The sequence below is a fragment of the Bifidobacterium cebidarum genome, from assembly GCF_009193305.1.
In the GTDB taxonomy this organism is placed as follows: Bacteria; Actinomycetota; Actinomycetes; order Actinomycetales; family Bifidobacteriaceae; genus Bifidobacterium; species Bifidobacterium cebidarum.
This window is the reverse complement of sequence record NZ_WBVS01000002.1, coordinates 34,230-55,653: the sequence shown is the minus strand read 5'-3', so window position 1 is coordinate 55,653 and position 21,424 is coordinate 34,230. Positions and strand designations below refer to the sequence as shown.

General features: G+C 59.0%; 14 protein-coding genes and 1 pseudogene. 4 read left to right on the top strand and 11 right to left on the bottom strand.

The window, feature by feature from the left end; genetic code table 11:
- Positions 1 to 14 precede the first annotated feature (14 nt).
- Both F7D08_RS02505 and F7D08_RS02500 read right to left on the bottom strand, forming a co-directional pair.
- A complete protein-coding gene (locus tag F7D08_RS02505) occupies positions 15 to 692 on the bottom strand; it encodes a vWA domain-containing protein (protein WP_152209138.1) in 678 nt (225 codons plus the stop codon).
- 126 nt (positions 693 to 818) lie between these two features.
- Positions 819 to 1,913, bottom strand: a complete 1,095-nt coding sequence (locus F7D08_RS02500; RefSeq protein WP_152209137.1) for a macro domain-containing protein — start codon at positions 1,911 to 1,913, stop codon at positions 819 to 821.
- A gap of 443 nt (positions 1,914 to 2,356) precedes the next feature.
- Between F7D08_RS02500 and gdhA the strand changes: the two genes are divergently transcribed.
- Positions 2,357 to 3,703, top strand: coding sequence for an NADP-specific glutamate dehydrogenase (gene gdhA / locus F7D08_RS02495; protein WP_152209136.1), 1,347 nt, complete (start codon positions 2,357 to 2,359; stop codon positions 3,701 to 3,703).
- Between the two features lie 244 nt (positions 3,704 to 3,947).
- Here gdhA and F7D08_RS02490 read toward each other — a convergent pair whose 3' ends face one another.
- The gene (locus F7D08_RS02490; protein ID WP_226803261.1) at positions 3,948 to 7,136 is read right to left on the bottom strand and encodes a glycoside hydrolase family 2 TIM barrel-domain containing protein; all 3,189 of its coding nucleotides are present in this window, start codon (positions 7,134 to 7,136) and stop codon (positions 3,948 to 3,950) included.
- 220 nt (positions 7,137 to 7,356) lie between these two features.
- Between F7D08_RS02490 and F7D08_RS02485 the strand changes: the two genes are divergently transcribed.
- The gene (locus tag F7D08_RS02485; protein WP_152209135.1) at positions 7,357 to 8,379 is read left to right on the top strand and encodes a LacI family DNA-binding transcriptional regulator; all 1,023 of its coding nucleotides are present in this window, start codon (positions 7,357 to 7,359) and stop codon (positions 8,377 to 8,379) included.
- Between the two features lie 176 nt (positions 8,380 to 8,555).
- Here the strand turns inward: F7D08_RS02485 and F7D08_RS02480 are convergent.
- A pseudogene (locus tag F7D08_RS02480) lies at positions 8,556 to 8,915 on the bottom strand (carbohydrate ABC transporter permease); the annotation flags it as partial.
- Here F7D08_RS02480 and F7D08_RS02475 point away from each other — a divergent pair.
- The gene (locus F7D08_RS02475) at positions 8,857 to 9,180 is read left to right on the top strand and encodes a hypothetical protein (RefSeq protein WP_193316160.1); all 324 of its coding nucleotides are present in this window, start codon (positions 8,857 to 8,859) and stop codon (positions 9,178 to 9,180) included. The pseudogene F7D08_RS02480 and the gene F7D08_RS02475 overlap by 59 nt on opposite strands.
- Positions 9,181 to 9,234: 54 nt before the next feature.
- Positions 9,235 to 10,281 (top strand): LacI family DNA-binding transcriptional regulator, encoded by a 1,047-nt coding sequence (locus tag F7D08_RS02470; protein ID WP_152209133.1) that lies wholly within the window; start codon positions 9,235 to 9,237, stop codon positions 10,279 to 10,281.
- Positions 10,282 to 10,431: 150 nt separating this feature from the next.
- Here the strand turns inward: F7D08_RS02470 and F7D08_RS02465 are convergent, their stop codons facing one another.
- From F7D08_RS02465 to dnaA, 7 genes are all read right to left on the bottom strand, one after another.
- Positions 10,432 to 10,992: a DUF3566 domain-containing protein gene (locus F7D08_RS02465; protein WP_152209132.1), complete on the bottom strand. Its 561-nt coding sequence runs from the start codon at positions 10,990 to 10,992 to the stop codon at positions 10,432 to 10,434.
- Between the two features lie 69 nt (positions 10,993 to 11,061).
- Entirely contained in the window at positions 11,062 to 13,665 is a 2,604-nt protein-coding gene (gyrA, locus tag F7D08_RS02460) for a DNA gyrase subunit A (protein ID WP_152209307.1), read from the bottom strand.
- A gap of 186 nt (positions 13,666 to 13,851) precedes the next feature.
- On the bottom strand, positions 13,852 to 15,942 hold the full coding sequence (gene gyrB / locus F7D08_RS02455; protein ID WP_152209131.1) for a DNA topoisomerase (ATP-hydrolyzing) subunit B: 2,091 nt from the start codon (positions 15,940 to 15,942) through the stop codon (positions 13,852 to 13,854).
- 167 nt (positions 15,943 to 16,109) lie between these two features.
- Positions 16,110 to 16,580 (bottom strand): DciA family protein, encoded by a 471-nt coding sequence (locus F7D08_RS02450; RefSeq protein WP_152209130.1) that lies wholly within the window; start codon positions 16,578 to 16,580, stop codon positions 16,110 to 16,112.
- The gene (gene recF, locus F7D08_RS02445; RefSeq protein ID WP_152209129.1) at positions 16,577 to 17,815 is read right to left on the bottom strand and encodes a DNA replication/repair protein RecF; all 1,239 of its coding nucleotides are present in this window, start codon (positions 17,813 to 17,815) and stop codon (positions 16,577 to 16,579) included. The genes F7D08_RS02450 and recF overlap by 4 nt, the downstream gene beginning before the upstream one ends.
- Before the next feature lie 42 nt (positions 17,816 to 17,857).
- Positions 17,858 to 18,982, bottom strand: a complete 1,125-nt coding sequence (gene dnaN, locus F7D08_RS02440; RefSeq protein WP_152209128.1) for a DNA polymerase III subunit beta — start codon at positions 18,980 to 18,982, stop codon at positions 17,858 to 17,860.
- 722 nt (positions 18,983 to 19,704) lie between these two features.
- Complete coding sequence (gene dnaA, locus F7D08_RS02435; protein ID WP_152209127.1) at positions 19,705 to 21,225, bottom strand: chromosomal replication initiator protein DnaA; 1,521 nt, start codon at positions 21,223 to 21,225, stop codon at positions 19,705 to 19,707.
- Positions 21,226 to 21,424: the final 199 nt, after the last annotated feature.

The following is a 21,424-nucleotide window of genomic DNA, read 5'->3' as shown; positions in this document are numbered from 1 at the left end:
ATACTCCGCTCCCACTACCGCGGCCTGCGAGAGCTGTAATCCTTGCGAACATTGCCAAACACCTCAGCAGCAGTATCCTCAAGATCAGCAGCTCTGCGGACAGCTGCCGCCGCACACGACACAGCCGCAAACGACGCCTCCATGCCTCGACTGTCCGCGTGGAAATTAGCCGCGCATGAGGGGTCAATGCCGAAATCATCCGCTGTCTGCACCGCGTCGATATTGGCACCGAGGAACACGAACTCCCAATGATATTGCTCACGTTCATGCGCGATCATCGTACGCACCTTGCTCAACGAATACCGGCGGCTTGCGTTCTCATATCCATCGGTGATGATCACGAACAGCACATGGCTTGCGCGGTAGGGCGCTGCGGTATGACGTTGCCGGGAAACCACGCGATCAATGGTCGAGCCGATGGCATCCAGCAACGCAGTGCTGCCGCGAGCCCAATAGTCATCCTGTGTGAGATCTTTGACTGCACGCAAATCAATATGATCGTGCAATGTTGTGATGCGATGGTCGAAGAGTACAGTCGTCACCGCGCAATCACCGGGAATTGCACGCTGCTTGGCGAGCATGCTGTTGAATCCGCCAATCGTATCGGATTCCAAGCCGGACATCGATCCGCTGCGGTCCACAATAAACACGAGTTCCGTACGTTCGTCATTGGTGTTGTTCGTCATCGTCATGATGCATCCTTTCCTTTATTTCGGCGCTGCATGCGCCGAAGATGGAATCAGCATCGCATCACTGGGACTGGTATTGGTCGCTTTGCAAGCGACATTGCTCACAACGATTCAGCCGGCCGCACACAATCACTGTCCAAGCAGTGGCTGGTCATACCGGAATAGCGATTCATTGATTGCGAAAACGTCGAAAATACCGTGGGCAATGAAGAATTCCACGATGACGTCGAATTTCACACTATGCGAGAGCGCATATCCGGCACAAGCGAGCAGGTCTTCCGTTTCGTCAATGTCAAGCCGCAAGGCAATCGCCAGCGCAAGCACGGTTTTCTTGCTTGGCATATAGCCGTTGCCGCAACGGATTTTCGAGAACAGCTTCCGGCTGATATTCGCCCGCTTGTACACCTCCACATCGGAATAGCCTTTGGCATCGATGATTCGCATCAGAATCACATCAAAAGGTTCATCCAAATCAGCGAGGATCTCATCATCGAGGTAGCGTGAGGATTCCGATCCTAATGGTGTGGGTGCGGCAGAGGCTTGGCATGCGACTGGCGCGGATGCGGACATCGCGCGCGGAGGTTGGGGTCTTTCTTCCTCTGCATACGAATCCTGTTCGACGGTTATGCCGGGGTACCCGAGTTCGCGCATTTCTTGAGCGCGAGAACTGGGCCGACCTTCGTGTTCGGCTACATAGTGATCATCGATATATGACTGAATCTGCCGGTCGAGTTCTGTGCCGGCTTCGAAAGCGGCCCGATCGAATATGCAGAGATAGACATCGAGATCTGTGAGCGACCGTGCTAGGAAAACCCGGATTTCATCGATGGCCACATGCAAGGCTTCTGTTTTGGGATAGCCATAAATGCCACTGGAAATCAACGGGAAGGCGATGCTTTCACAGCCCAAATCGGATGCCAGCTCCAACGAGTTGCGGTAACAGGCGCGCAGTAATCGTTCTTCACCGCGATCTCCGCCTTGCCAAATCGGGCCGGCCGTATGAATCACATAACGCGCTGGTAGATCAAATCCCGGCGTAGCTACGGCATCACCGGTATGAATTGGTGCGAGCCGGTCGCACGTCGCTTGCAATCGGCTCGCACCGGCTGCGCGGAAAATAGCGCCGCACACGCCGCCGCCCATCAGCAGTCGGGTATTGGCGGCATTCACGATGGCTTCCACTTGCATCCGCGTAATATCCTGCCGAACCAATTGCAATGGCATAGGGTGTCTCCTTCGCGCAACGATCGTATGCCCGACTCCATGGTAGGGCGAGTAAGGCATCTCATTCGTGGGACGTCAGCGCATTTTCATTTGATTTGCAGTTGCATCCCACTGAGTTGCGGGACGCAACTGCATAATTGAGTAATTTGCAGTACCGTCCCACACAGCAATAACCACAATTGGCGGAATTCCGCCAATTTAAAAAATGAGCGAATAACGGCGAATGGGATGCTCGTGCATTTTCGCTCATTTTGCAGTTACATCCCGCGCACGGCATACGCCATAAGCACCTGCATGCGCTCCGCCCCACATCGCACCGACGCAAAGCCTCATAGTGTCCACCTAGTGAGGAATCTCGAAACCACCTCTTGAGCGTTTCCAGAGTTCACGCCTACAATCGGAAGCGTCTTATTTGATAGTCCAACCCAAAGGGGAGTTTCACTATGCTCACTAACGAGTACGTCAAGCGCGTCTACGACCAGGTGCAGAAGCGCGATGGCGATCAGCCCGAATTCCTGCAGGCCGTCTACGAGGTGCTGGATACGCTGCAGCCGGTCATCGCCAAGCATCCTGAATATGAGGCCAACGGCGTGCTGGAGCGCCTCGTCGAGCCGGAGCGCGTGGTGAAGTTCCGCGTGGCTTGGGTCGATGATGCCGGCAAGGTGCAGGTCAACCGCGGCTACCGCGTGCAATTCAACTCCGCAATTGGCCCGTACAAGGGCGGCCTGCGCTTCCACCCGACCGTGAACGAGGGCGTCATCAAGTTCCTCGGCTTCGAGCAGATCCTGAAGAACAGCCTGACCACGCTGCCGATGGGCGGCGGCAAGGGCGGCTCCGACTTCGACCCGAAGGGCAAGTCCGACGCCGAAGTCATGCGCTTCTGCCAGGCCTTCATGACCGAGCTGAGCCGCCACATCGGCCAGTTCACCGATGTTCCGGCCGGCGACATCAACGTCGGTGCCCGTGAAATCGGCTACCTGTTCGGCCAGTACAAGCGCATCCGCGACGAGTACTCCGGCGTGCTGACCGGCAAGGGTCTGGAATTCGGCGGCTCCCTGGCCCGCACCGAAGCCACCGGTTACGGCCTGTGCTACTACACCGCAGAGGCCCTGCGCGTGCTCAAGAACGATTCCTTCGAGGGCAAGACCGTGGTGATCTCCGGCTCCGGCAACGTGGCCATCTTCGCCACCGAAAAGGCTCAGGAACTGGGCGCCAAAGTCGTGACCGCTTCCGATTCCAACGGCTACGTCTACGATCCGGATGGTATCAAGCTGGATATCGTCAAGGACATCAAGCTTGGTCACCGCGGCCGCATCAAGGAATACGCCGAGCGAGTGCCGGGTGCCGAATACCACGAGGGTTGCGCTGGCGTGTGGACCGTGCCGTGTGACATCGCCCTGCCGTGCGCCACCCAGAACGAGATCGATGAGGCTTCCGCCGAAGCCCTGGTCAAGAACGGCTGCACGGTGGTGTGCGAGGGCGCTAACATGCCGTCCACTCCGGAGGCCATCGCCGTCTACCAGAAGAACGGACTGCTGTACGGCCCGGCCAAGGCTGCCAACGCCGGTGGCGTGGCGGTCTCCGGCCTGGAGATGAGCCAGAACAGCTACCGTCTGTCTTGGACCTTCGAGGAGACCGATGCCAAGCTGAAGTCCATCATGGAATCCATCGTCGCCGAGTCTCTGGCTGCCGCCAAGGAATACGGCGAGGAAGGCGATCTGATGGCCGGCGCCAACATCGCCGGCTTCGTCAAGGTGGCCAATGCCATGGTCGCCCAGGGCATCCTGTGACGCACTAGCGGCAAAACGCTGCGCTCAATACTTTTGGGGTGGTAATCCTCTCTACAGGGATTACCACCCCATTTTTGTGCTCACGGCCTCATCAGCGCAAATAATTCGGGAAGACAATGGCTTCGTCCCAAAATCTTTGCACTCACACATGCTCAGTGCAAGAAATTCCGGATGAAGCCACTGTCTTCCCGAATTTGTTGCACTGAGCGCCTCTCAGTGCAAGGAATTTGGGAAATACGTGCCCCTATAGCAGCTCCAGCGTCACATCGAGCTTCAGCGGCTTATCGGCGGGCAGCTGGAACTCCGGATGCACTGGAGCACCCCACGTGTCGTCGCCGCCAACGCCCATCTGGGCCGCCAACAGGCGCAAGAACGTGTGGCGCACCGGCGGCAATTCGTCCGGATGCAGTGCGTCTTCCAGCATCAGCGAGCTGTACGGCAGCAGACTCACCGCGAATGGCTGCGCGTCGGCACCTGCCGCAATCACGCGCATGCCATGGCCTTCGGCATCGGTGATTTCAGCCCAGCGCACGCCCTCATGATTGCCGGTTTCCTGCGGCACCAGATACGGCGCGAAGTCTTCGGCGGCCGTACGGGAGAACACGCCCAGCTTGGCGCCATGCAGACGGTCACGATAGGTTTCCTCGGGTCCCAGACCGTAGAAGCGCAGGTGATCGTATTCGGCCGGCAGCGCCCATTCAAGACCGAACGCCGGCAGGGTAGCCGCATCCGCCTCGCCGGGGAATTCGGCGGTCAGATGGATGCGCAAGGCGGCATCGATCTCATAACGCACCGTGACCGACGTATGCGCGGCATCGGCCAGCTCGTAGGTGTACGTCCCGGTCAAGCCGTCAACACTCTGCTCGATGGCGGTGCCAGTCACGCGCGCATAGCGGCCGGCCGCGAACCATTGCGCACGCTCGAAACCGGACTGGTTGCCGCGATCGTTATCCACCAATGCGCGGAATGTGGTCAAGGACGGCCGGCGAAGCACCATTTCGCGGTCGGCCTCGCCGTTCGTGCCGAAGTGCTTGAAGGAGACCAATCCGCCAGCGGTCTTGGAGAGCAGCGCTTCAGCGGCATCATTGTGGATGCCGGCGTTGAACGGATCCTCGGCGACCACAGCCAGTAAAGCGGCAGAATCAGCAGCCTTGTCAGAATCAGCCTCGCCAAAGTCCACGCTCGCCACATATTGCCCGAATGTCAGCTCATAGCCGGCCGGTGCCCAATCGGTGGCACGAGCCAGTCGCTGATCGACCTCATACACGACTTCCGCGCGCCCGCTCAACGGCACCAAATCAGTGACGCGCGGGAAAGCAATCGGTACACGCTGTGTATCGCCGGCAGGCACATCGAAGCGATAGTCCGCATGCCAACGCTCCTCGCCATTGACCAGCACGCGCGCGGTGAACACAGAGTCGGCCGTGGAGATGAACAGGTTGTCGTTGACGATGGTCACACCGGACTCGTCCGGAGTCAGGCGCACGTTGGCGTACAGCTGCTTGACCTCCTGCGCTTTGGGCGTAGGGGTGCGGTCGGCGAAGACGATGCCGTTGCCGCTGAATTCGTAGTCGGTCGGGCGATCGTAGAAATCACCACCGTAGGCGAGGCGCTCGGTACCGTCGCCAAGCTTCTGGAACAGTGCCTGATCCACGTAGTCCCAGATGAAGCCACCCTGGTACTTCGGGTACTGCTCGAGCGCGGTGTACAGGTGCAGGCCGCCGGTGGAATTGCCCATCGAATGCGAGTATTCGCAAGAGATGTACGGCTTCTGATCGTCGCCGAATAGGTACAGGTCCTTGATTTCGTCCGGCTTGGCATACATGCGGCTCATGATGTCGGTCACATCGCTGTACTCGGGCTCGTTGTACACGCTCTCGTAGTGCACCGGGCGCATCGGATCGCTGGCGTGCACGAAGTCGCGCATCGTGCGGAATACGTCGCCGCCGAACGATTCATTGCCCAGGGACCAGATCACCACGCTCGGATGGTTCCAATCGCGGCGCATCATGTTGTTGAGACGGTCCACGCAGGCCGCACGCCATTCGTCACGGCTACCCGGCACGGCGGTTTCCGGGTGGAAGGTACCGTCGCCGTAGGTCCAGGTGCCGTGGGTCTCCAGGTTGGTTTCGTCGATCATGTAGATGCCGTATTCGTCGCACAGCTCGTACCAGCGGGTCTGGTTCGGGTAGTGGCAAGTGCGCACGGCATTGATGTTCAAGCGTTTGAATTCGCGGATGTCCTGCAGCATCACGGCTTCGGAGACCGTGCGGCCGGTGCGCGCGTCGAACTCATGGCGGTTCACGCCCTTGAATACGATGCGCTTGCCGTTGATCTTCATCAGTCCGTCTTCAATGGCGAAATGACGGAAGCCAATGCGCTGTGGCACGACTTCAATCACCTGGCCGTCAGCACCCAGCACGGTGACAGTAAGCGTGTACAGGGTCGGCTCTTCCGCGCTCCACGGGTTGACATGGCCGACGTTCGCCTCCCAACTGAGGGCAATAGGGGAGTCGTCAAAGTTCTCGACAGCGGGCACGTCATCGATGGTCTTACGCCATGCTTCCGCACCGGAAGCATCCGTCAGCACAGCTTCGAGCGCATGGGCACCAGCGATATTGCGCACGAAAACATCAACGCTCAGGCCGCCCTCGCCGGCGGCAACATCGTAGTCGGCGGTGACGCGCAGATCCTGGACGTGGACCGCCGGCTGTGCGGTGAGCTCCACCGAACGGAAGATGCCGTGCATGCGCCAGAAGTCCTGATCCTCGAGCCAGCTGGCGGAGGTGTACTGGAAGCAGGCCACGGCAAGCACGTTCTCGCCCGGCTGCAATGCCGCGGTCACATCGAATTCGCTGGGGGTGTAGGAGTCTTCGGAATACCCGATGAACGTGCCGTTGAGCCACACGGCGATGGCGGTGGACGCGCCTTCAAAGGTCACGGTGATCGGAAATGCTGGATCCTCACCGGCTGCCATCGCACGCGCGTTCGCAGCTGCCGCAGCCGCCACTTTGTATTCCGGCGTGAACGCACGACGATAGAACGCCACATGATTATGCTCAGGGACGCCCGGTGCCTCAGGTGCCTCGTGGCCGGACCACGGGTACTGCTGATTCACATATTTGTACGGCAGGAATCCCTTGACTTCCAAGCAGGATGGCACATCAATCGACTCGAAGGCGGAGTCGTCGAAGTCCGGTTGAGCAAACTCGGCGGCAGTCAGCGCCTCGGTACCGTAATCAGCCAGGTCGGCAACGGCAACCGACCATTCGCCGTCCAGGCTCTGCTGCAAATCCATCGATTCGCCGGCAGCTGGAACGTGGTCATAGAAGCGATGGTTGGAGTGTGCGGCAACTCGATTCACCTCGAATACGCAAGAATCGGCAAGCCATGCCGGATCGAATTGCTGGGCCGTCGTCATTGAACTGGTCATGAATGCTTCTTTCTTTCGTATGCGCTACGCAGTGCTAACCTGCACGGAACCAGTTACCGAAGGAACATGCACCAACACACCACGCAAGCTGTTTCCGGAAACTACTATAGACTATTTGTAACCGGTCACATAGAGGTGACGCGCGCCGCCGAGCAACCGATTACGTGCAGTCGTGACGTAATCATGTACGACCATGCAGCGCATAGTATTGGAGGTTGGTATGACGTCGGCGAACAGCAAAGTAACCATTAGAGATGTGGCTCGTCTGGCCGGCGTATCGTATGGCACCGTATCCAGATATCTCAACGGCAATGAGCATGTTTCCACAGATGCCGCGCGTCGCATAGCCAAGGCCATAGAGGAGTCGCATTACACGCCCAATAAGGCGGCCCGCTCGCTGGCTCAGCAGCGTACCTTAACCGTTGCATTCATCGTGCAGGTTGAATCCATCGACACCTTGTTGCAGGCCAGTACCTCAGCTGCCATGGCGGAAGCCAATCAGATCTTGGGAGACGCCGGCTATCAGATGGTCACACTCATCGCCAATTCCGAGGATTCCACTCAGCGCATCGCCCAATTGGTGCAGAGTGACTTCGCCGACGGCTATCTGCTGTTCTCCTTAAGCGAGGATGATTCGCTTATCAATATCTTCCACACCGCCCACCGGCCGGTGGTGTTGTCCGAAGCCAGCGACCGCAACACAAGCGTTATTCATCCAACGGTGGATTTCGCCAATGCTGACGGCCAGTGCGATATCACGCGTTATCTGCTCGACCAGGGCAAAACCAGACTGGCTTATGTATGCGGCCCTGGCTACTCGCCTTCATCCAGCAAGCGACTGCATGGTTTCAAGCAGGCCATGGGAAAACATTTTGATGACAGCCATGTGTATTACGCCGATGACTGGGAAATCGCCAGCGGTGAGATGGCAGCCGTGGAATTTCAGCCGATACTGCACGAGCTCGATGGCATCGTATGCGCCAACGACAATATCGCCGTCGGTGTGATCAACCAGCTCCATCGATTCGGCTACCGCGTGCCCGAAGATATCGCGGTCACCGGCTTCGATGATTCGCCCATCGCCACGATGATGGACCCGAAACTCACCACCGTGCGGCAGGATTCATGGCTGCACGGCCGCGTGATGTCGCAGCTGTTGCTCCGTATGCTGCATGGCGAGGTCGTGGATCATCAGACCGTCAAGATACTGCCCACGGAGATTGTGACTCGGCAGTCGGCGTAGTTTACCGCCTGATTCGTTTGTATGTGCGCGCAATCCACGACCCCTGCGCGAACATACAAACGATTTGCCTGCCAATATCCTTTGTATGTTCGCGTGGCATCGCCGATAGAGCAAAAGGGTGCTGCGATTGAGGTTATCGCAGCACCCTTGAGGAAGGAAAGAGAGAACCGGGAGTATTACTCCTTGACGGCGCCTGCGGCGAGGCCGGACTGCCAATACTTCTGCAGACACAGGAAGGCGATGACCAGCGGGATGATCGTGATCAGGGAGCCCGTGATCACCAGGTTCTGGATGGCCTGGCCACCAGCGGTGGACGCCTGGTCCTTCCACTGGTTCAAACCGATGGTCAACGGGTACCAGTTGGAATCCTTCAACATGATCAACGGTAGGAAGTAGTTGTTCCACGTGGCCACGATCGTGAACAGGGCGGTCGTCACGATGCCGGGCGCGAGCAACGGCAGGGAGATCTGCCAGAAGGTGCGCCATTCAGATGCACCATCCACACGAGCCGCTTCAAGCAGCTCCTGCGGCACGGCCGGGCGTCATGCCGATACGGGAGCGCTGGTGATTCGCGTGGTGAATGCCACCGACCAGCCGCAGCAGATTGTTTTTGATTTCGATACTCCTGTACTGACTGGTGAGGGCCATGGTACGGCAACGGTGCTGACTGGAGCTTGGGACGCAGGCAAACCATTCGAACCGGCCCCAGTGCAACCTCGGACGGTAGATGTCACGGCAACCGACTTGTCCTCCTGGCAAGTCTCCCCGTATTCCTTCAACGTCTTCCAACTGCCAGCGTGAATTAACGATAAACCACCCTGTTTTGTATAGTTGGTGAACAGCAAAGGGGTTTCTATGGTCACCATGAAAGATGTTGGGCTCGAGGCTGGCGTCTCCGCAATGACGGTTTCCAATGTGCTGCGAGGCAACACCAATGTTGCTCCGGAAACGGCACAGCGCGTCCGCGAGGCCGCAGACAAGCTGCATTACCGCCTCAACACCACCAGCTTGTCCGCGCGCAGCCTGCGCGTCTCCACAAGCCGCCACGGACGCAATTTCAGTACCATCGGTCTGGCTATCTTCGAGTTGGATCGGCCATACCCATCACAGTTGGCCTCGCTGATTTCCCAGGCTGCGGAAAAGCGCGGCTATCAGACCGTCGTGCAGGAGACCCGCATCAATGCGGACAACGAACGCTCCATCATCGAACGCGTCTCCAATCAGTTCTGCGACGGCCTAATCTTCAGTTCCAGCCGCCTTTCCGCTGCGGAAATCGAACAGTTATCCAATCATCGACCGACTGTGCTGTTGGATGATGATCGGCCACAGCAGGATCTCGATACCATTCTCACGCCAAGCGAGGCTGGCGCACAGGCAGCCATCGAATATCTGTGGCATACCGGTAAACGCCATATCGGCATTATCGGCGGTCTCGGCGAGAGCCCTGACGAGCATGAGACCGATGAGTCGAACGACACTCGTCACCGTCGTCTCATGGGCTGCAGGAATGCGTTCGAATCGCTCGGCGTCGATTGGTACGGCGTGCCGATTATCGCAACGCCCTGGAATGATGCCGACGCACGCCAGGCAATCAATCAGAACGCCGATGTGGTTCGATCCTGTGATGCGCTGTTCTGCATGACCGATACCACCGCATTCGGCGTGATTCGCGGGCTCAAGGACATTGGCTTGAGCGTACCGGACGATATTGCGGTGATGGGCTTCGATGGCATCGAAATGGGAGCCGTTATGACACCATCGTTGACCACGATTGCCGTGGATATTCCGATGGTGGCGCAAAAGGCCGTGGACATGCTCATCGAGCGCATCGATGACGAATCCAACCGCGAACGTCAGCGCATCATAGCCGACTTCCACATCGCCCAGCGCGAATCCGCCTAAGGAATCAACTCCATCCCCTTGAACCCGCCAACCCATCCCTATATCTCACAAAACGTACGCTGAGCGACAGTCAGCGTACGTTTTGTGAGGTGGTAATAAAAAAGCGACTCCGAGGAGCCGCTTTTTTAGTGCATACAGTCAATCAGACGATCAGTCGTCGCCCAGGGTCAGGTGCACGCCACCGACCAGGGAGCTGACCACGTTGTAGATCAGCGCGATGATGGTGGTGAGCAGGGTGAAGAGCACCACTTCAACGATGGAGAAGATGGTCATGCCGGAGACCACGGTGGTCAGGGACAGCACGTTCTTCAAATCGAAATCGGCGTTCAGACCGGTGGCGGAGACAATCTGGGTGAGCTGGTTGAAGACACCAACGGCATCCAGCAGCAGCCACACGATAGCGGCAGCCACAATCTGAATAATGGCGCCGGCGATGGAAAGCATGAACGACACCTTGGCCACGGACCAAGCATCCACACGGGTCAGGGACAGGCTCATACGGCGGGCACGCGGGGTGCGGCGCACGTTCGGGCGCGTGGTGGTCGGAGTGCTGCCGTTCGGCAGAGCGGACTCTTCCGGATCGCTGGACACGGAACGGGCCACACGCGGAGCACCCTGACGAGAGCCGATCAGCGGCTCGGCAGGTTCGTTGGCTGGGGGTACGGCTGCGGGCTGAATAACCGGCTCGTTGCCTTCGAGATTCTCGCTCATCGTTTCTCCTTAAACAGGCTATTGGTAGCCTCTGCTGTTAGTGAGGCTACCAGCTTTTCCGGACGCTACTCAGGCCTCGTCCGTGTTGTTCACATTCTCACCGGATTGCGGGGTTCCCGCGGCTTCACCGGACTGTGCGGTGTCGCCGGACTCCTCTTCGGGCTCGTCTTTTTCCTCGTTGCGAGCGATGGAGAGGATTTCGTCGCCCCTATCCGGCTTGGCGAAGGTCACGCCCTGCGTGGTGCGGCCAGTGCGATTGACTTCGTTCACGTTGGAGCGAATCACCTTGCCGGACTTCATGATGGCCATCACCTGATCGTCTTCGGAGACCACCAGGGCACCCACCAGGGAGCCACGGCCTTCGACCAGCTGCACGGCCTTGACGCCGAGGCCGTTGCGGCCCTGCAGACGGTATTCCGAAATGGCGGTGCGCTTGGCGAAGCCCTCATTGGTGACCACGAACAGGTCCTTGTCGGAGTCGGCGGGAACCACGTCCATGGCCAGCAGTTCGTCGCCTTCGCGGAACTTCATGCCCTGCACGCCGGCGGTCTGGCGGCCCATCGGGCGCAGTTGATCATCATCGGCCTGGAACTTCAGGCTCATACCGAGCTTGGAGACCAGGATGATGTCGTCTTCGGCGTTGCACAGTGCGGCACCGATCAGCTCGTCGGCGTTCTCACCGTTTTCATCGGCCATCAGGCGCACGGCGATCAGACCGCCCTGACGCGGGGAGTCGTATTCGGCCAGCGGCGTCTTCTTGACCTTGCCGGAACGGGTGGCGAGCACCAGGTACTTGGCCACGTCGTAGTTCGGAATGGACAGCACGGCCTGAATCTGCTCGTCCGGAGCGAACTGCAGCAGGTTGGCCACATGCTGGCCCTTGGAGTCGCGCGAGCCTTCAGGCAACTCGTAGGCCTTGATGCGATATACGCGCCCCTTGTTGGTGAAGAACAGCAGCCAGTTGTGCGTAGAGGTCAGGAAGAAGTGATCGACCACGTCATCCTCGCGCAGCTTGGTGCCCTTGATACCCTTGCCGCCGCGGTGCTGTGCACGGTATTCGTCGGCCTTGGTGCGCTTGATGAAACCGGAGTGGGTCACGGTGACCACCACGTTTTCCTCGGCGATCAGGTCTTCGACGTTCATCTCGCCGGAGAACGGCAGGATCTTGGTGCGGCGCTCGTCGCCGTACTTGGCGACAATCTCGTCGAGCTCGTCGCCGATGATCTTGCGCTGGCGTTCCGGCTTGGCGAGAATGTCGATGTAATCGGCGATCTTGCGCTGCAGTTCCTCATGCTCGGCAACGATCTTGTCGCGGTTCATGCGGGTCAGCGTGCGCAGCTGCATGGCCAGAATGGCATCAGCCTGCACCTGATCGATGTCGAGCAGCTGCATCAAGCCGGTACGGGCGGCATCGGTATCCTCGGAGGCTCGAATCAAGGCAATGACCTCGTCGAGCATATCGAGGGCCTTCAGATAGCCCTGCAGGATATGATCGCGCTCTTCAGCCTCGCGCTTCAGGTAGGCGGTACGACGGGCGATCACGTCGAGCTGATGGCCCACCCAGTGACGGATGAACGCATCCAGAGACAGCGTGCGCGGCACACCATCGACCAGCGCCAGCATGTTGGCGCCGAAGGTCTGCTGCAGCTGGGAGTGCTTGTACAGGTTGTTCAGCACCACCTTCGGTACGGCGTCGCGCTTCAGCACGAGCACGAGGCGCTGGCCGGTACGGCCGGAGGTCTCGTCGCGCATGTCGGCGATGCCCTGGATCTTGCCGTCACGCACGGCTTCGCGAATGGAGACGACCAAGCGGTCCGGATTCACCTGATATGGCAGCTCGGTGACCACCAGGCACATGCGGCCGTTGATTTCCTCGGTGTTGACCACGGCGCGCATGGTGATCAGGCCGCGGCCGGTACGGTAGGCCTGTTCGATGCCCTTGTGGCCGAGAATGGTGGCGCCGGTGGGGAAGTCCGGTCCCTTGATGATGCGGATCAGGTTGTCGAGCAGCTCCTCGCGGCTGGCGTCCGGGTGCTCAAGAGCCCAGTGCACGCCTTCGGCCACTTCGCGCATGTTGTGCGGAGGGATATTGGTGGCCATACCGACGGCGATGCCGGCGGAACCGTTGACCAGGAGGTTCGGGAAGCGGGCCGGCAACACGGTCGGCTCCTGGGTCTTGCCATCGTAGTTCGGCACGAAATCGACGGTGTCCTTGTCGATGTCGCGCACCATCTCCATGGCGAGCGGCGCCATACGGCATTCGGTGTAACGCATGGCTGCCGCCGGATCATCGCCGGGGGAGCCAAAGTTGCCCTGGCCATCGACCAGCAGATAACGCATCGACCAGGATTGCGCCATGCGCACGAGGGTGTCGTAGATGGCGGCATCGCCGTGCGGATGGTACTTACCCATCACGTCGCCGACCACGCGGGAGCACTTGTTATAGCCGCGGTCCGGACGGTAGCCGCCGTCGTACATGGCATACACTACACGGCGGTGCACCGGCTTCATACCGTCGCGCACGTCCGGCAGGGCGCGTTCGACGATCACGGAAAGTGCGTAAGCCAGATAGGATTCGCGCATTTCCTGCTGCAAATCCTTGCGCTGGATGCGTTCGCCGGTCATCAGGCCGTAATCGGTGCTGTCGGCCTCCTGCGGGCTCAGCGGCTCCATCGAGCCGTCAGGCGTGAACTGCTCGTCGGCACCGTCGGTGTTGTCGTTGACACCGCCCGGGGTGTTATTCGTTTCGTCTGCCACTTATTACCATTCCTTTGGTGTTTTAAAAAGCTCAAACGTGGTCTCTCCCTCCGTCACCGCTTTGCGGTGACACCTCCCTCATTAGAGGGAGGCTGGGATCCGTCAGGCGTCAATCCAACGGACGTTCTTGGCGTTGCGTTGGATGAAGAGTCGGCGGGGTTCCACTTCGTCGCCCATCAGCATGGAGAAGGTCTCATCGGCCGCTGCGGCGTCTTCGATGTGCACCTGCTTCAGGATGCGGTGTTCGGGATCCATGGTGGTTTCCCACAGTTCCTGATAGCTCATCTCGCCCAGGCCCTTGTAACGCTGGATGCCTTCGCCCTTGGGCAGCTGGCGTCCTGCGGCCTTGCCCTCGGCGAGCACGCGGTCGCGTTCGGCGTCGGTATAGACGAAGTCGTGCGGCCCCTTGGTCCACTTCAGGCGGTACAGCGGCGGCATGGCCACGTACACGTAGCCGGCGGTAATCATCGGGCGCATGTAGCGGAAGAACAGGGTCAGGTTCAGGGTGGCGATATGGGCACCATCCACATCGGCATCGGCCATGATGATGACCTTGTGATAGCGGACCTTGGAGATGTCGAAATCCTCGCCGTAGCCGCCGCCGACCGCGGTGATCAGTGATTCGATGGTGTCGGACTTCATCATGCGGTCCAGGCTGGCGCGTTCGGTGTTGAGGATCTTGCCTCGCAGCGGCAGGATGGCCTGGGTGATCGGGTTGCGGCCCTGGATGGCGGAGCCGCCTGCGGAATCACCCTCCACGATGAACAGCTCGCACTCTTCCGGATTCGAGGACTGGCAGTCCTTGAGCTTGTCCGGCATGCCGGCGGATTCGAAGATGGACTTGCGGCGCGTGTTCTCGCGGGCCTTCTTGGCGGCCAAGCGGGCGCGGGAAGCCTCGATGGCCTTCTGAATGATGTTCTTGGCCTCGGCCGGGTGGGAATCGAACCAATCGCCGAGCTTGTCGGTCATCACGCGCTGCACGAAGGTCTTGGCTTCGGAGTTGCCGAGCTTGGTCTTGGTCTGGCCTTCGAACTGCGGGTTGGTGAGCTTGACGGAGATCACGGCGGTCAGGCCTTCGCGCACGTCGTCACCGGACAGGTTCTCGTCCTTGTCCTTCAGGATGCCCTTTTCGCGTGCGTAACGGTTGACCAGCGAAGTCAGGGCCGCGCGGAAGCCTTCCTCGTGGGTACCGCCTTCGGTGGTGGAAATCGTGTTGGCGAAGGTGTGCACGGCTTCGGAGTAGGCGGTGGTCCACTGCATGGCCAGTTCGGCGGAGATGCCGAGCTTCAAATCCTCGGCTTCGAAGCTGATGACTTCTTCCTCAACCGGGTTGGCCTTACGCACCTTGACCAGGTAATCCACGTAATCCTTGATGCCGTTCATGTACTGATAGGTCACGGTCTGGTGGGTTTCGCCGGCTTCCGGCGCATTATCTCCGGCCACTTCGTCGCCGGCCTGATCGGGTTCGCGCAGGTCGGTCAGGCTGATCTTCAGGCCCTTGTTCAGGAATGCCATCTGCTGGAAGCGGGAACGCAGCGTCTCGAAGTCATAGACGGTGGTCTCGAAGATCTTCGGGTCGGCCCAGAAGGTCACCGAGGTACCGGTGGACTCGCCCTCGGCCATCGGCTCGCCCTGCTTCAGCGGAGCGGTGGGGTGCTGGTCGATGTAGGTCTGGGTCCAGTGGAAGCCCTGGCGGCGCACTTCGATGTCCACGCGGGTGGAAAGGGCGTTCACCACGGAGATGCCCACGCCGTGCAAGCCGCCGGAGACCGCGTAGCCGCCGCCACCGAACTTGCCGCCGGCGTGCAGCTTGGTCATCACGGTCTCGACGCCGGAAACGCCTTCACCGGGCACTTCGTCGACCGGGATGCCTCGGCCGTCGTCCACCACACGAATGCCGTTGTCCGGCAGAATGGTGACTTCGATGTGGCTGGCGTATCCGGCCAATGCCTCATCGACCGAGTTGTCGACAATCTCATAGACCAAGTGGTGCAGGCCGCGCGGACCTGTGGAGCCGATGTACATACCCGGGCGGATACGCACGGCCTCCAGACCTTCCAACACCCTCAGATCAGAGGCCTCATAATGTTCGGGGGCCATGGATTCGTCGAGTTCGCCTTCGGTGAGTTCCGCATTGTTGATATGCTCCGCAGCCGCCTTCAGCTGCTCCTCTTTGCTGGTTTCGTCTGCCAACAGGCTTCCTTCCGTAACTACCAGGTCAGCCTTGCAAATCTCGTCTTTTGCAGGGGCGATATGGCTTAAGACGCCCGTAAAGGGCTCTTCTAGCCTTTTGACCATACTGCATGTGATTTTACTCGTTTAGCGCGACGAGCGCCATAGCGAGGCTTTTACAGCTTTTGCTACTTCCGCCTGGCCCATTTGCGCGAGTAGCCCACGGCAGGGCCGGTCACGCGAATCTCGTTGATGGCCAGTCCTGTGAGATTGCCTCGGATGGTGTCGGTCAGCTGCGGAATCAGATACGTCAGTTGCGTGGCCCAAATCGTCGATTCCGCACGAATCGTCAGCACGCCATCGGTGAAGTCCGCCACCGCCGTATGCGCGGCGATGCCGGCACCCACCACTTGGTCCCAATGATTGCGCAATTGCGCCAGCTTCAGGTTCGTGCTCCAGATGCCATTGCCGGCGATGGTGGACATCACATTGCCAAGCTCTGCAGGATCGCGCCCGGGCTTGCCGAAGTTCTCGATGGCCTCCTCGCTGCGACGGCGATGATCCTTGAGCAGCGCGCCACGGCGGGAGATTCGTTCGAATACTTCGGCGGCCAGCTTGGTCTGATCCAAATGCAGACTGAAGGCGATCGGCGGCTTCATTGCTGCTCCTGTTCCCGTGCAGCCTGAAGCGCCGCCAGCGACTGCGCGATTGATTCCCGATAGGCGTCACCGGCCGCCTTGAGCGCAGCCACATCGATGACGTGCACGGTCTCGGACTCGCCGCCATTCATCGCCTCGGCCGGCACGTCACCACGAGAGGCCACGGTGATCAGCACCTGATCCTGCTCTTTGGCGAACTCGAGGATCTGCGTGCGCCGGCTATCGTCCAGCTGGGCGAACACATCATCGAGAATCACAATCGGACGGATTCCGAGCCGTTCGCGAATCACTTGGAACAACGCCATCTTCAATGCCAGCGCCATCGTCCACATTTCGCCGTTCGAGGCGAACTCCCTGACCGGCACATCGAACAGTTCGAGGCTCAGGTCATCGCGCTGCGGGCCGATCAGGTTGACCCCTCGCGCCACCTCGCCCGGATAGATGCGCTGGAAGTGCTCGCTGATGGCCTGATGCGGCTCGTCATACAACAGCACTTCATCAAAGGACGGCACATACTGCAGCGTGACTTCCTCGGTCTCGCCGGCAAGGCCGCGATAGATGGCGGCGAATGGTTCGGCCAGGGCGTCGATGATACGCCGGCGCATATGAGTAAGGGTGATGCCAGCTTCGATGAACTGCCCGGTCCAGATCTCCAGACCGCTGAGCACCGCATCCACCGGCTGGCCCGCGCTTTGGTTGGCGTTGAGCTGTTTCAACAGGGTGGCTCGTTGTTTGCCGATGCGTGTGAATTGCTGCAATGCGGCGAGGTAGCCGGGTTCCAACAGCGCTCCGGCCTGATTGAGCATGCCTCTGCGCGTCGCCGGGTCTCCGGACACCAGACGCTGATCCTCGGGGGTGAATGAGACTGAGGGTATCTGCCCGATAATGTCGCGCAGATAGAGCGATGATCCGGAGTTGATGCGGGCGCGATTGGCACCGCGCGCGTGGAGCGATGCTTCGTATGTGGTGACCTGCGCATGATCGCCTGACCCGTCCGGCACATTCGCGCCCACCACGTTGGCGCGGATCGTAGCGGTGGGTTGTCCGCGTTCGATCAGCGGCAGGGTGCTGGAGGCGCGATGGCTGGACCCGGTGGAGAGGATTTCCACAGCTTCGACCAGGTTGGTTTTACCCAGCCCATTTTTCCCCACTATGAGATTCACACCCGGTACGAAATCGACCACTACCTGGCTCCACGAGCGGTAGTGGTCGAGTGCGAGACGAGAAACGTACATCAGAATATGAACGATTTCTGCTTGTTATTCGGACTATTTGCCTCAGCTGTTGAAACGCATCGGCACGAGCAGGTAACGGTAATCCATCGACTCGTCGGAGTCGGCCTCCTGCTGGCCGTTGAATTCAACCGGCTTGACCGGGGTGGTCATCTTGATGCGCACGAACGGTTCGGCGATGGCGGAAAGGCCTTCCTTCAGGTAGGAGGGGTTGAACGCCACGGTGATGTCATCGCCGTCCATGTCGATGTCCAGGGTTTCGTTGGCCTGGGCTTCGTCGGCAGAACCGGCGGACAGCGCTACTTCCTGGCCGGTGAACGACATGCGAATCGGAGCGTTGCGTTCGGCGACCAGAGCCACACGGCTGATGGCGTCGAGCAGATCCTGCTTGTTCACCACGGCCTGAATCGGATATTCATCGGCGAACAGGCGGTCGACTGCCGGGAATTCGCCATCAATCAACTGGGAAGTGGAGACACGACCAGCGTTCTCAAAGCCCAACAGCGTCGGGTTCTCGGCATCGAAGTCGAGACGAATGTTCTGATGCTCGTCCAAAGAGCGGGCCACATCCTTGAGCAGGGAGCCGCGGACCAGCGTAGTGGTGTCGACGTCGGCGTTCTGCGGGGTCCACGTGAAGGTGGCGCGAGCCAGACGGAAGCGGTCGGTTGAGGTCATGACCACCTTGTCGCCTTGGAATTGCATGCGAACGCCAGTCAACACAGGGCGGTTCTCCTCGCGGGAGACCGCCACGGAAGCCTGGTTCACTGCTTGGACGAAAGTTGGGGCATCAACCTGGCCAAGTGCAGGAGGCACTGTGGGCAGGTCCGGGTACTCAGTGTCGGGCATGAGCTGCAGGGTGAATGTGGACTTGCCGGCGGTGATCGTCAGTGTGGAATCGGTGGTGGAGAGATAGGTTTTCTCGGAGCGCAGCGATTTGGTGATATCGGCCAACAGCTTGCCCAGCACCAGTACGGAGCCGGATTCGTCCACGCCGGCCTCGATGTGGTGACGGGCGGAAATCTCGTAGTTGAAGGCGGAGAACTGGAGCGTGCCATCGATGGCTTCCAGTCGGACGCCCGCCAAAATCGGATTGGAGGGTCGAGCGTCGATGACGCGAGAGGTCCAGGCTACGGCATCAGCCAAGGCTGCGGTATCGATTTCGACTTTCATGTGGGTTTTCCCTTCGTCTGAATTTGCTGAAGAACATTCTAGCTGTTGGTTGCCGAAGTCTTCTCGTTCCTTGGTGCGGCAGTTATTACGCTGATGGTGCTTTCTTAAGGTTCAAGTAAGTAATCGACATAATAAGCGCGGTGGATAGTGTGGATAAGTGAGGAGAGCGCTACTCCCGTAACGGATGACCCCTATCCACCGAATGTGGATAACTTCTGTATATTCGGTGGATAACTCGCCTGTTTATCCACCGCCATCGCGTCCGATTTTTGTTTTCCACATCGGGAATCGATTTATGCACGAGTTTTCCACAGAAAAAGAGTGGGTAATCCACGAGTTATCCGCAGCCTTTACCCACATTTGTGAATAACTATGTGGATAACTTTGATGCTTTTTCCGCGTGCGCACGGCGTGTTGCGCAGGGGTGTATCGAGGAGAATCGATTCTGGAGACCATTTTCGAGGGTTTTCGGAAGCGCTTGCAGAAAAGTGTCGAAAACGTTCCGTCAGATGGATTCTCCTGCATGAGTGGTTTTTGCCGTGTGCGCGTCGCCGAAGGTGGGATTGTGCAGTGCGAGATCAGCGGCAGCCGCACTTACAGGGGCAGCATGATACCCGTGTCTGGCACAATGCGTTTGAGCGACGGAAAATGGGCTTTTCGGTACAAGGATGCAGAAAAGTGTCGAAAATGGTCTGTGAAACGAATTCTCCCAGCCGTGAATATCAGCGATCTTTGTCGCTGTTTTGCTTCAGACGCACGGTGAGCTCCATAACGTAGTTATAAATTTCCTGCTTCTGCTGCATTTCGTCGCTCACACGGGTGTAGGCGTGCATCACCGTGGTGTGATCGCGACCGCCGAACACCTCGCCGATGTCCAACAGGCTCATGCTGGTCATTTCGCGTGCCAGATACATGGCAATCTGGCGGGCCAATGCCACGTTCTTGGTGCGGGAACGGCCGACCAGATCATCGAAAGTCAGATGGAAGTACTTGGCCACCTGACCGATGATGTCGGTGGGCTTGATTTCCACATCGGTGGTGAAGAAATCCTGCAACGTCTGCTCGGCCAGCGCACGGGTGACCGGCTGGTTGCTCAGCGACGCCACGGCGGTGACGCGCGTCAACGCACCTTCGAGTTCGCGGATGTTCTCCGTAAATCGTTCGGCGATCAGATCCAAGACATCGTTGGGAATCTTGGAGCCGTTGATCGAGGCGATCATGCGCAAAATGGCGATGCGCGTCTCCAGATCCGGTGGCTTGACGTCTACGGTCAGGCCGGATTCGAAGCGCGAGATCAGTCGGGCCTCGAAACCTTTCAGGTTCTTCGGTGCCACATCGGATGCGATGACGATGCGTTTGTTCGCCTGATGCAGGGAATTGAACGTATGGAAGAACTGGTCCAGCGTCGCTTCCTTGCCGCCCAAGAATTGGATATCGTCGATCAGCAGCACGTCGACCTGGCGGTACCGCCGGTTGAATGCCGCGATCTGACCTTGGCTTTGGTTCGGATTCTGCAGCGCGTCAATGAATTCGTTGGTGAATTCCTCACTGGTCACGTACCGAACCTTCAAGCTCGGGTCCTTGACCAACGCGTAGTTGCCGATGGCGTTGAGCAGATGGGTCTTGCCCAAACCTGATCCACCGTAGATACACAGCGGATTGAAATCCTGGCCCGATCCCTCGGCCACCGCCAACGCCACAGTGCGGGCGAAACGGTTGGAATCGCCGGGCACGAAGGAATCAAACGTAAAGTTCTTATTGAGATGAGTCTCCGGATCGCGGTTCATCTTCTGACCGCCCACCGGATACTGTGGCTCGTTCGCCGGCTGTGCCTGATACTTCGGCTCCGGCTCGGCATGCTTGCCGGCATAGGAATCCCGGCCGAACTGCTCGACAGTTGGTGCCGATTCCATTTGGTATGGCGACTTCACCTGCTTCGGGGCAGGCGCATTCACGGGCTTGCTGTTCTTCGGCGCAACCTTGAAGGCCGGAAACATGGTGATGCCGGTTACGGTTTGCAGGGTGTGCAGCAGCTGTTCGTTGAGATTGCCCTGAATGGCCTGCAACGTATCATTGGAATCCACGCACAGCACGATGGTCGAACCGAACACGGCTTCGGGAACCACGCCTTCGAGCCATCCCTTTTCCCTGGGGGACAGCACACTGCTGTGTTTGAGCATGGTGAGAGCATCCGACCAGATGCGGGCTGCTTCGACCGCGGGGTCGGCAGATGAACCAGCCATACAGACCCCTCTTCTTGCTCGAACGTACATGGATAACAATAGGTAATGTTTACTCCTATCCGCGGAAGTTATCCACCGTGTTGCGTGTTGGAAATGCTGGATTGTGAATAACATGAATGTAATTTGTGGATAACTTTGGCGGCGAAATGGTTGATATTACGCCACTTCTAGGGTTTTCGGCGTGTTGCGGCGACTGTGT

What these genes read in the sequence shown, in the direction of transcription:
- recF (WP_152209129.1), bottom strand. Translation starts at nt 17,815, where the DNA reads ATGTACGTTTCTCGTCTCGCACTCGACCACTACCGCTCGTGGAGCCAG.
- gyrA (WP_152209307.1), bottom strand. Translation starts at nt 13,665, where the DNA reads ATGGAGCCGCTGAGCCCGCAGGAGGCCGACAGCACCGATTACGGCCTG.
- dnaA (WP_152209127.1), bottom strand. Translation starts at nt 21,225, where the DNA reads ATGGCTGGTTCATCTGCCGACCCCGCGGTCGAAGCAGCCCGCATCTGG.
- F7D08_RS02470 (WP_152209133.1), top strand. Translation starts at nt 9,235, where the DNA reads ATGGTCACCATGAAAGATGTTGGGCTCGAGGCTGGCGTCTCCGCAATG.
- F7D08_RS02450 (WP_152209130.1), bottom strand. Translation starts at nt 16,580, where the DNA reads ATGAAGCCGCCGATCGCCTTCAGTCTGCATTTGGATCAGACCAAGCTG.
- F7D08_RS02485 (WP_152209135.1), top strand. Translation starts at nt 7,357, where the DNA reads ATGACGTCGGCGAACAGCAAAGTAACCATTAGAGATGTGGCTCGTCTG.
- dnaN (WP_152209128.1), bottom strand. Translation starts at nt 18,982, where the DNA reads ATGAAAGTCGAAATCGATACCGCAGCCTTGGCTGATGCCGTAGCCTGG.
- F7D08_RS02500 (WP_152209137.1), bottom strand. Translation starts at nt 1,913, where the DNA reads ATGCCATTGCAATTGGTTCGGCAGGATATTACGCGGATGCAAGTGGAA.
- F7D08_RS02505 (WP_152209138.1), bottom strand. Translation starts at nt 692, where the DNA reads ATGACGATGACGAACAACACCAATGACGAACGTACGGAACTCGTGTTT.
- F7D08_RS02490 (WP_226803261.1), bottom strand. Translation starts at nt 7,136, where the DNA reads ATGACCAGTTCAATGACGACGGCCCAGCAATTCGATCCGGCATGGCTT.
- F7D08_RS02465 (WP_152209132.1), bottom strand. Translation starts at nt 10,992, where the DNA reads ATGAGCGAGAATCTCGAAGGCAACGAGCCGGTTATTCAGCCCGCAGCC.
- gdhA (WP_152209136.1), top strand. Translation starts at nt 2,357, where the DNA reads ATGCTCACTAACGAGTACGTCAAGCGCGTCTACGACCAGGTGCAGAAG.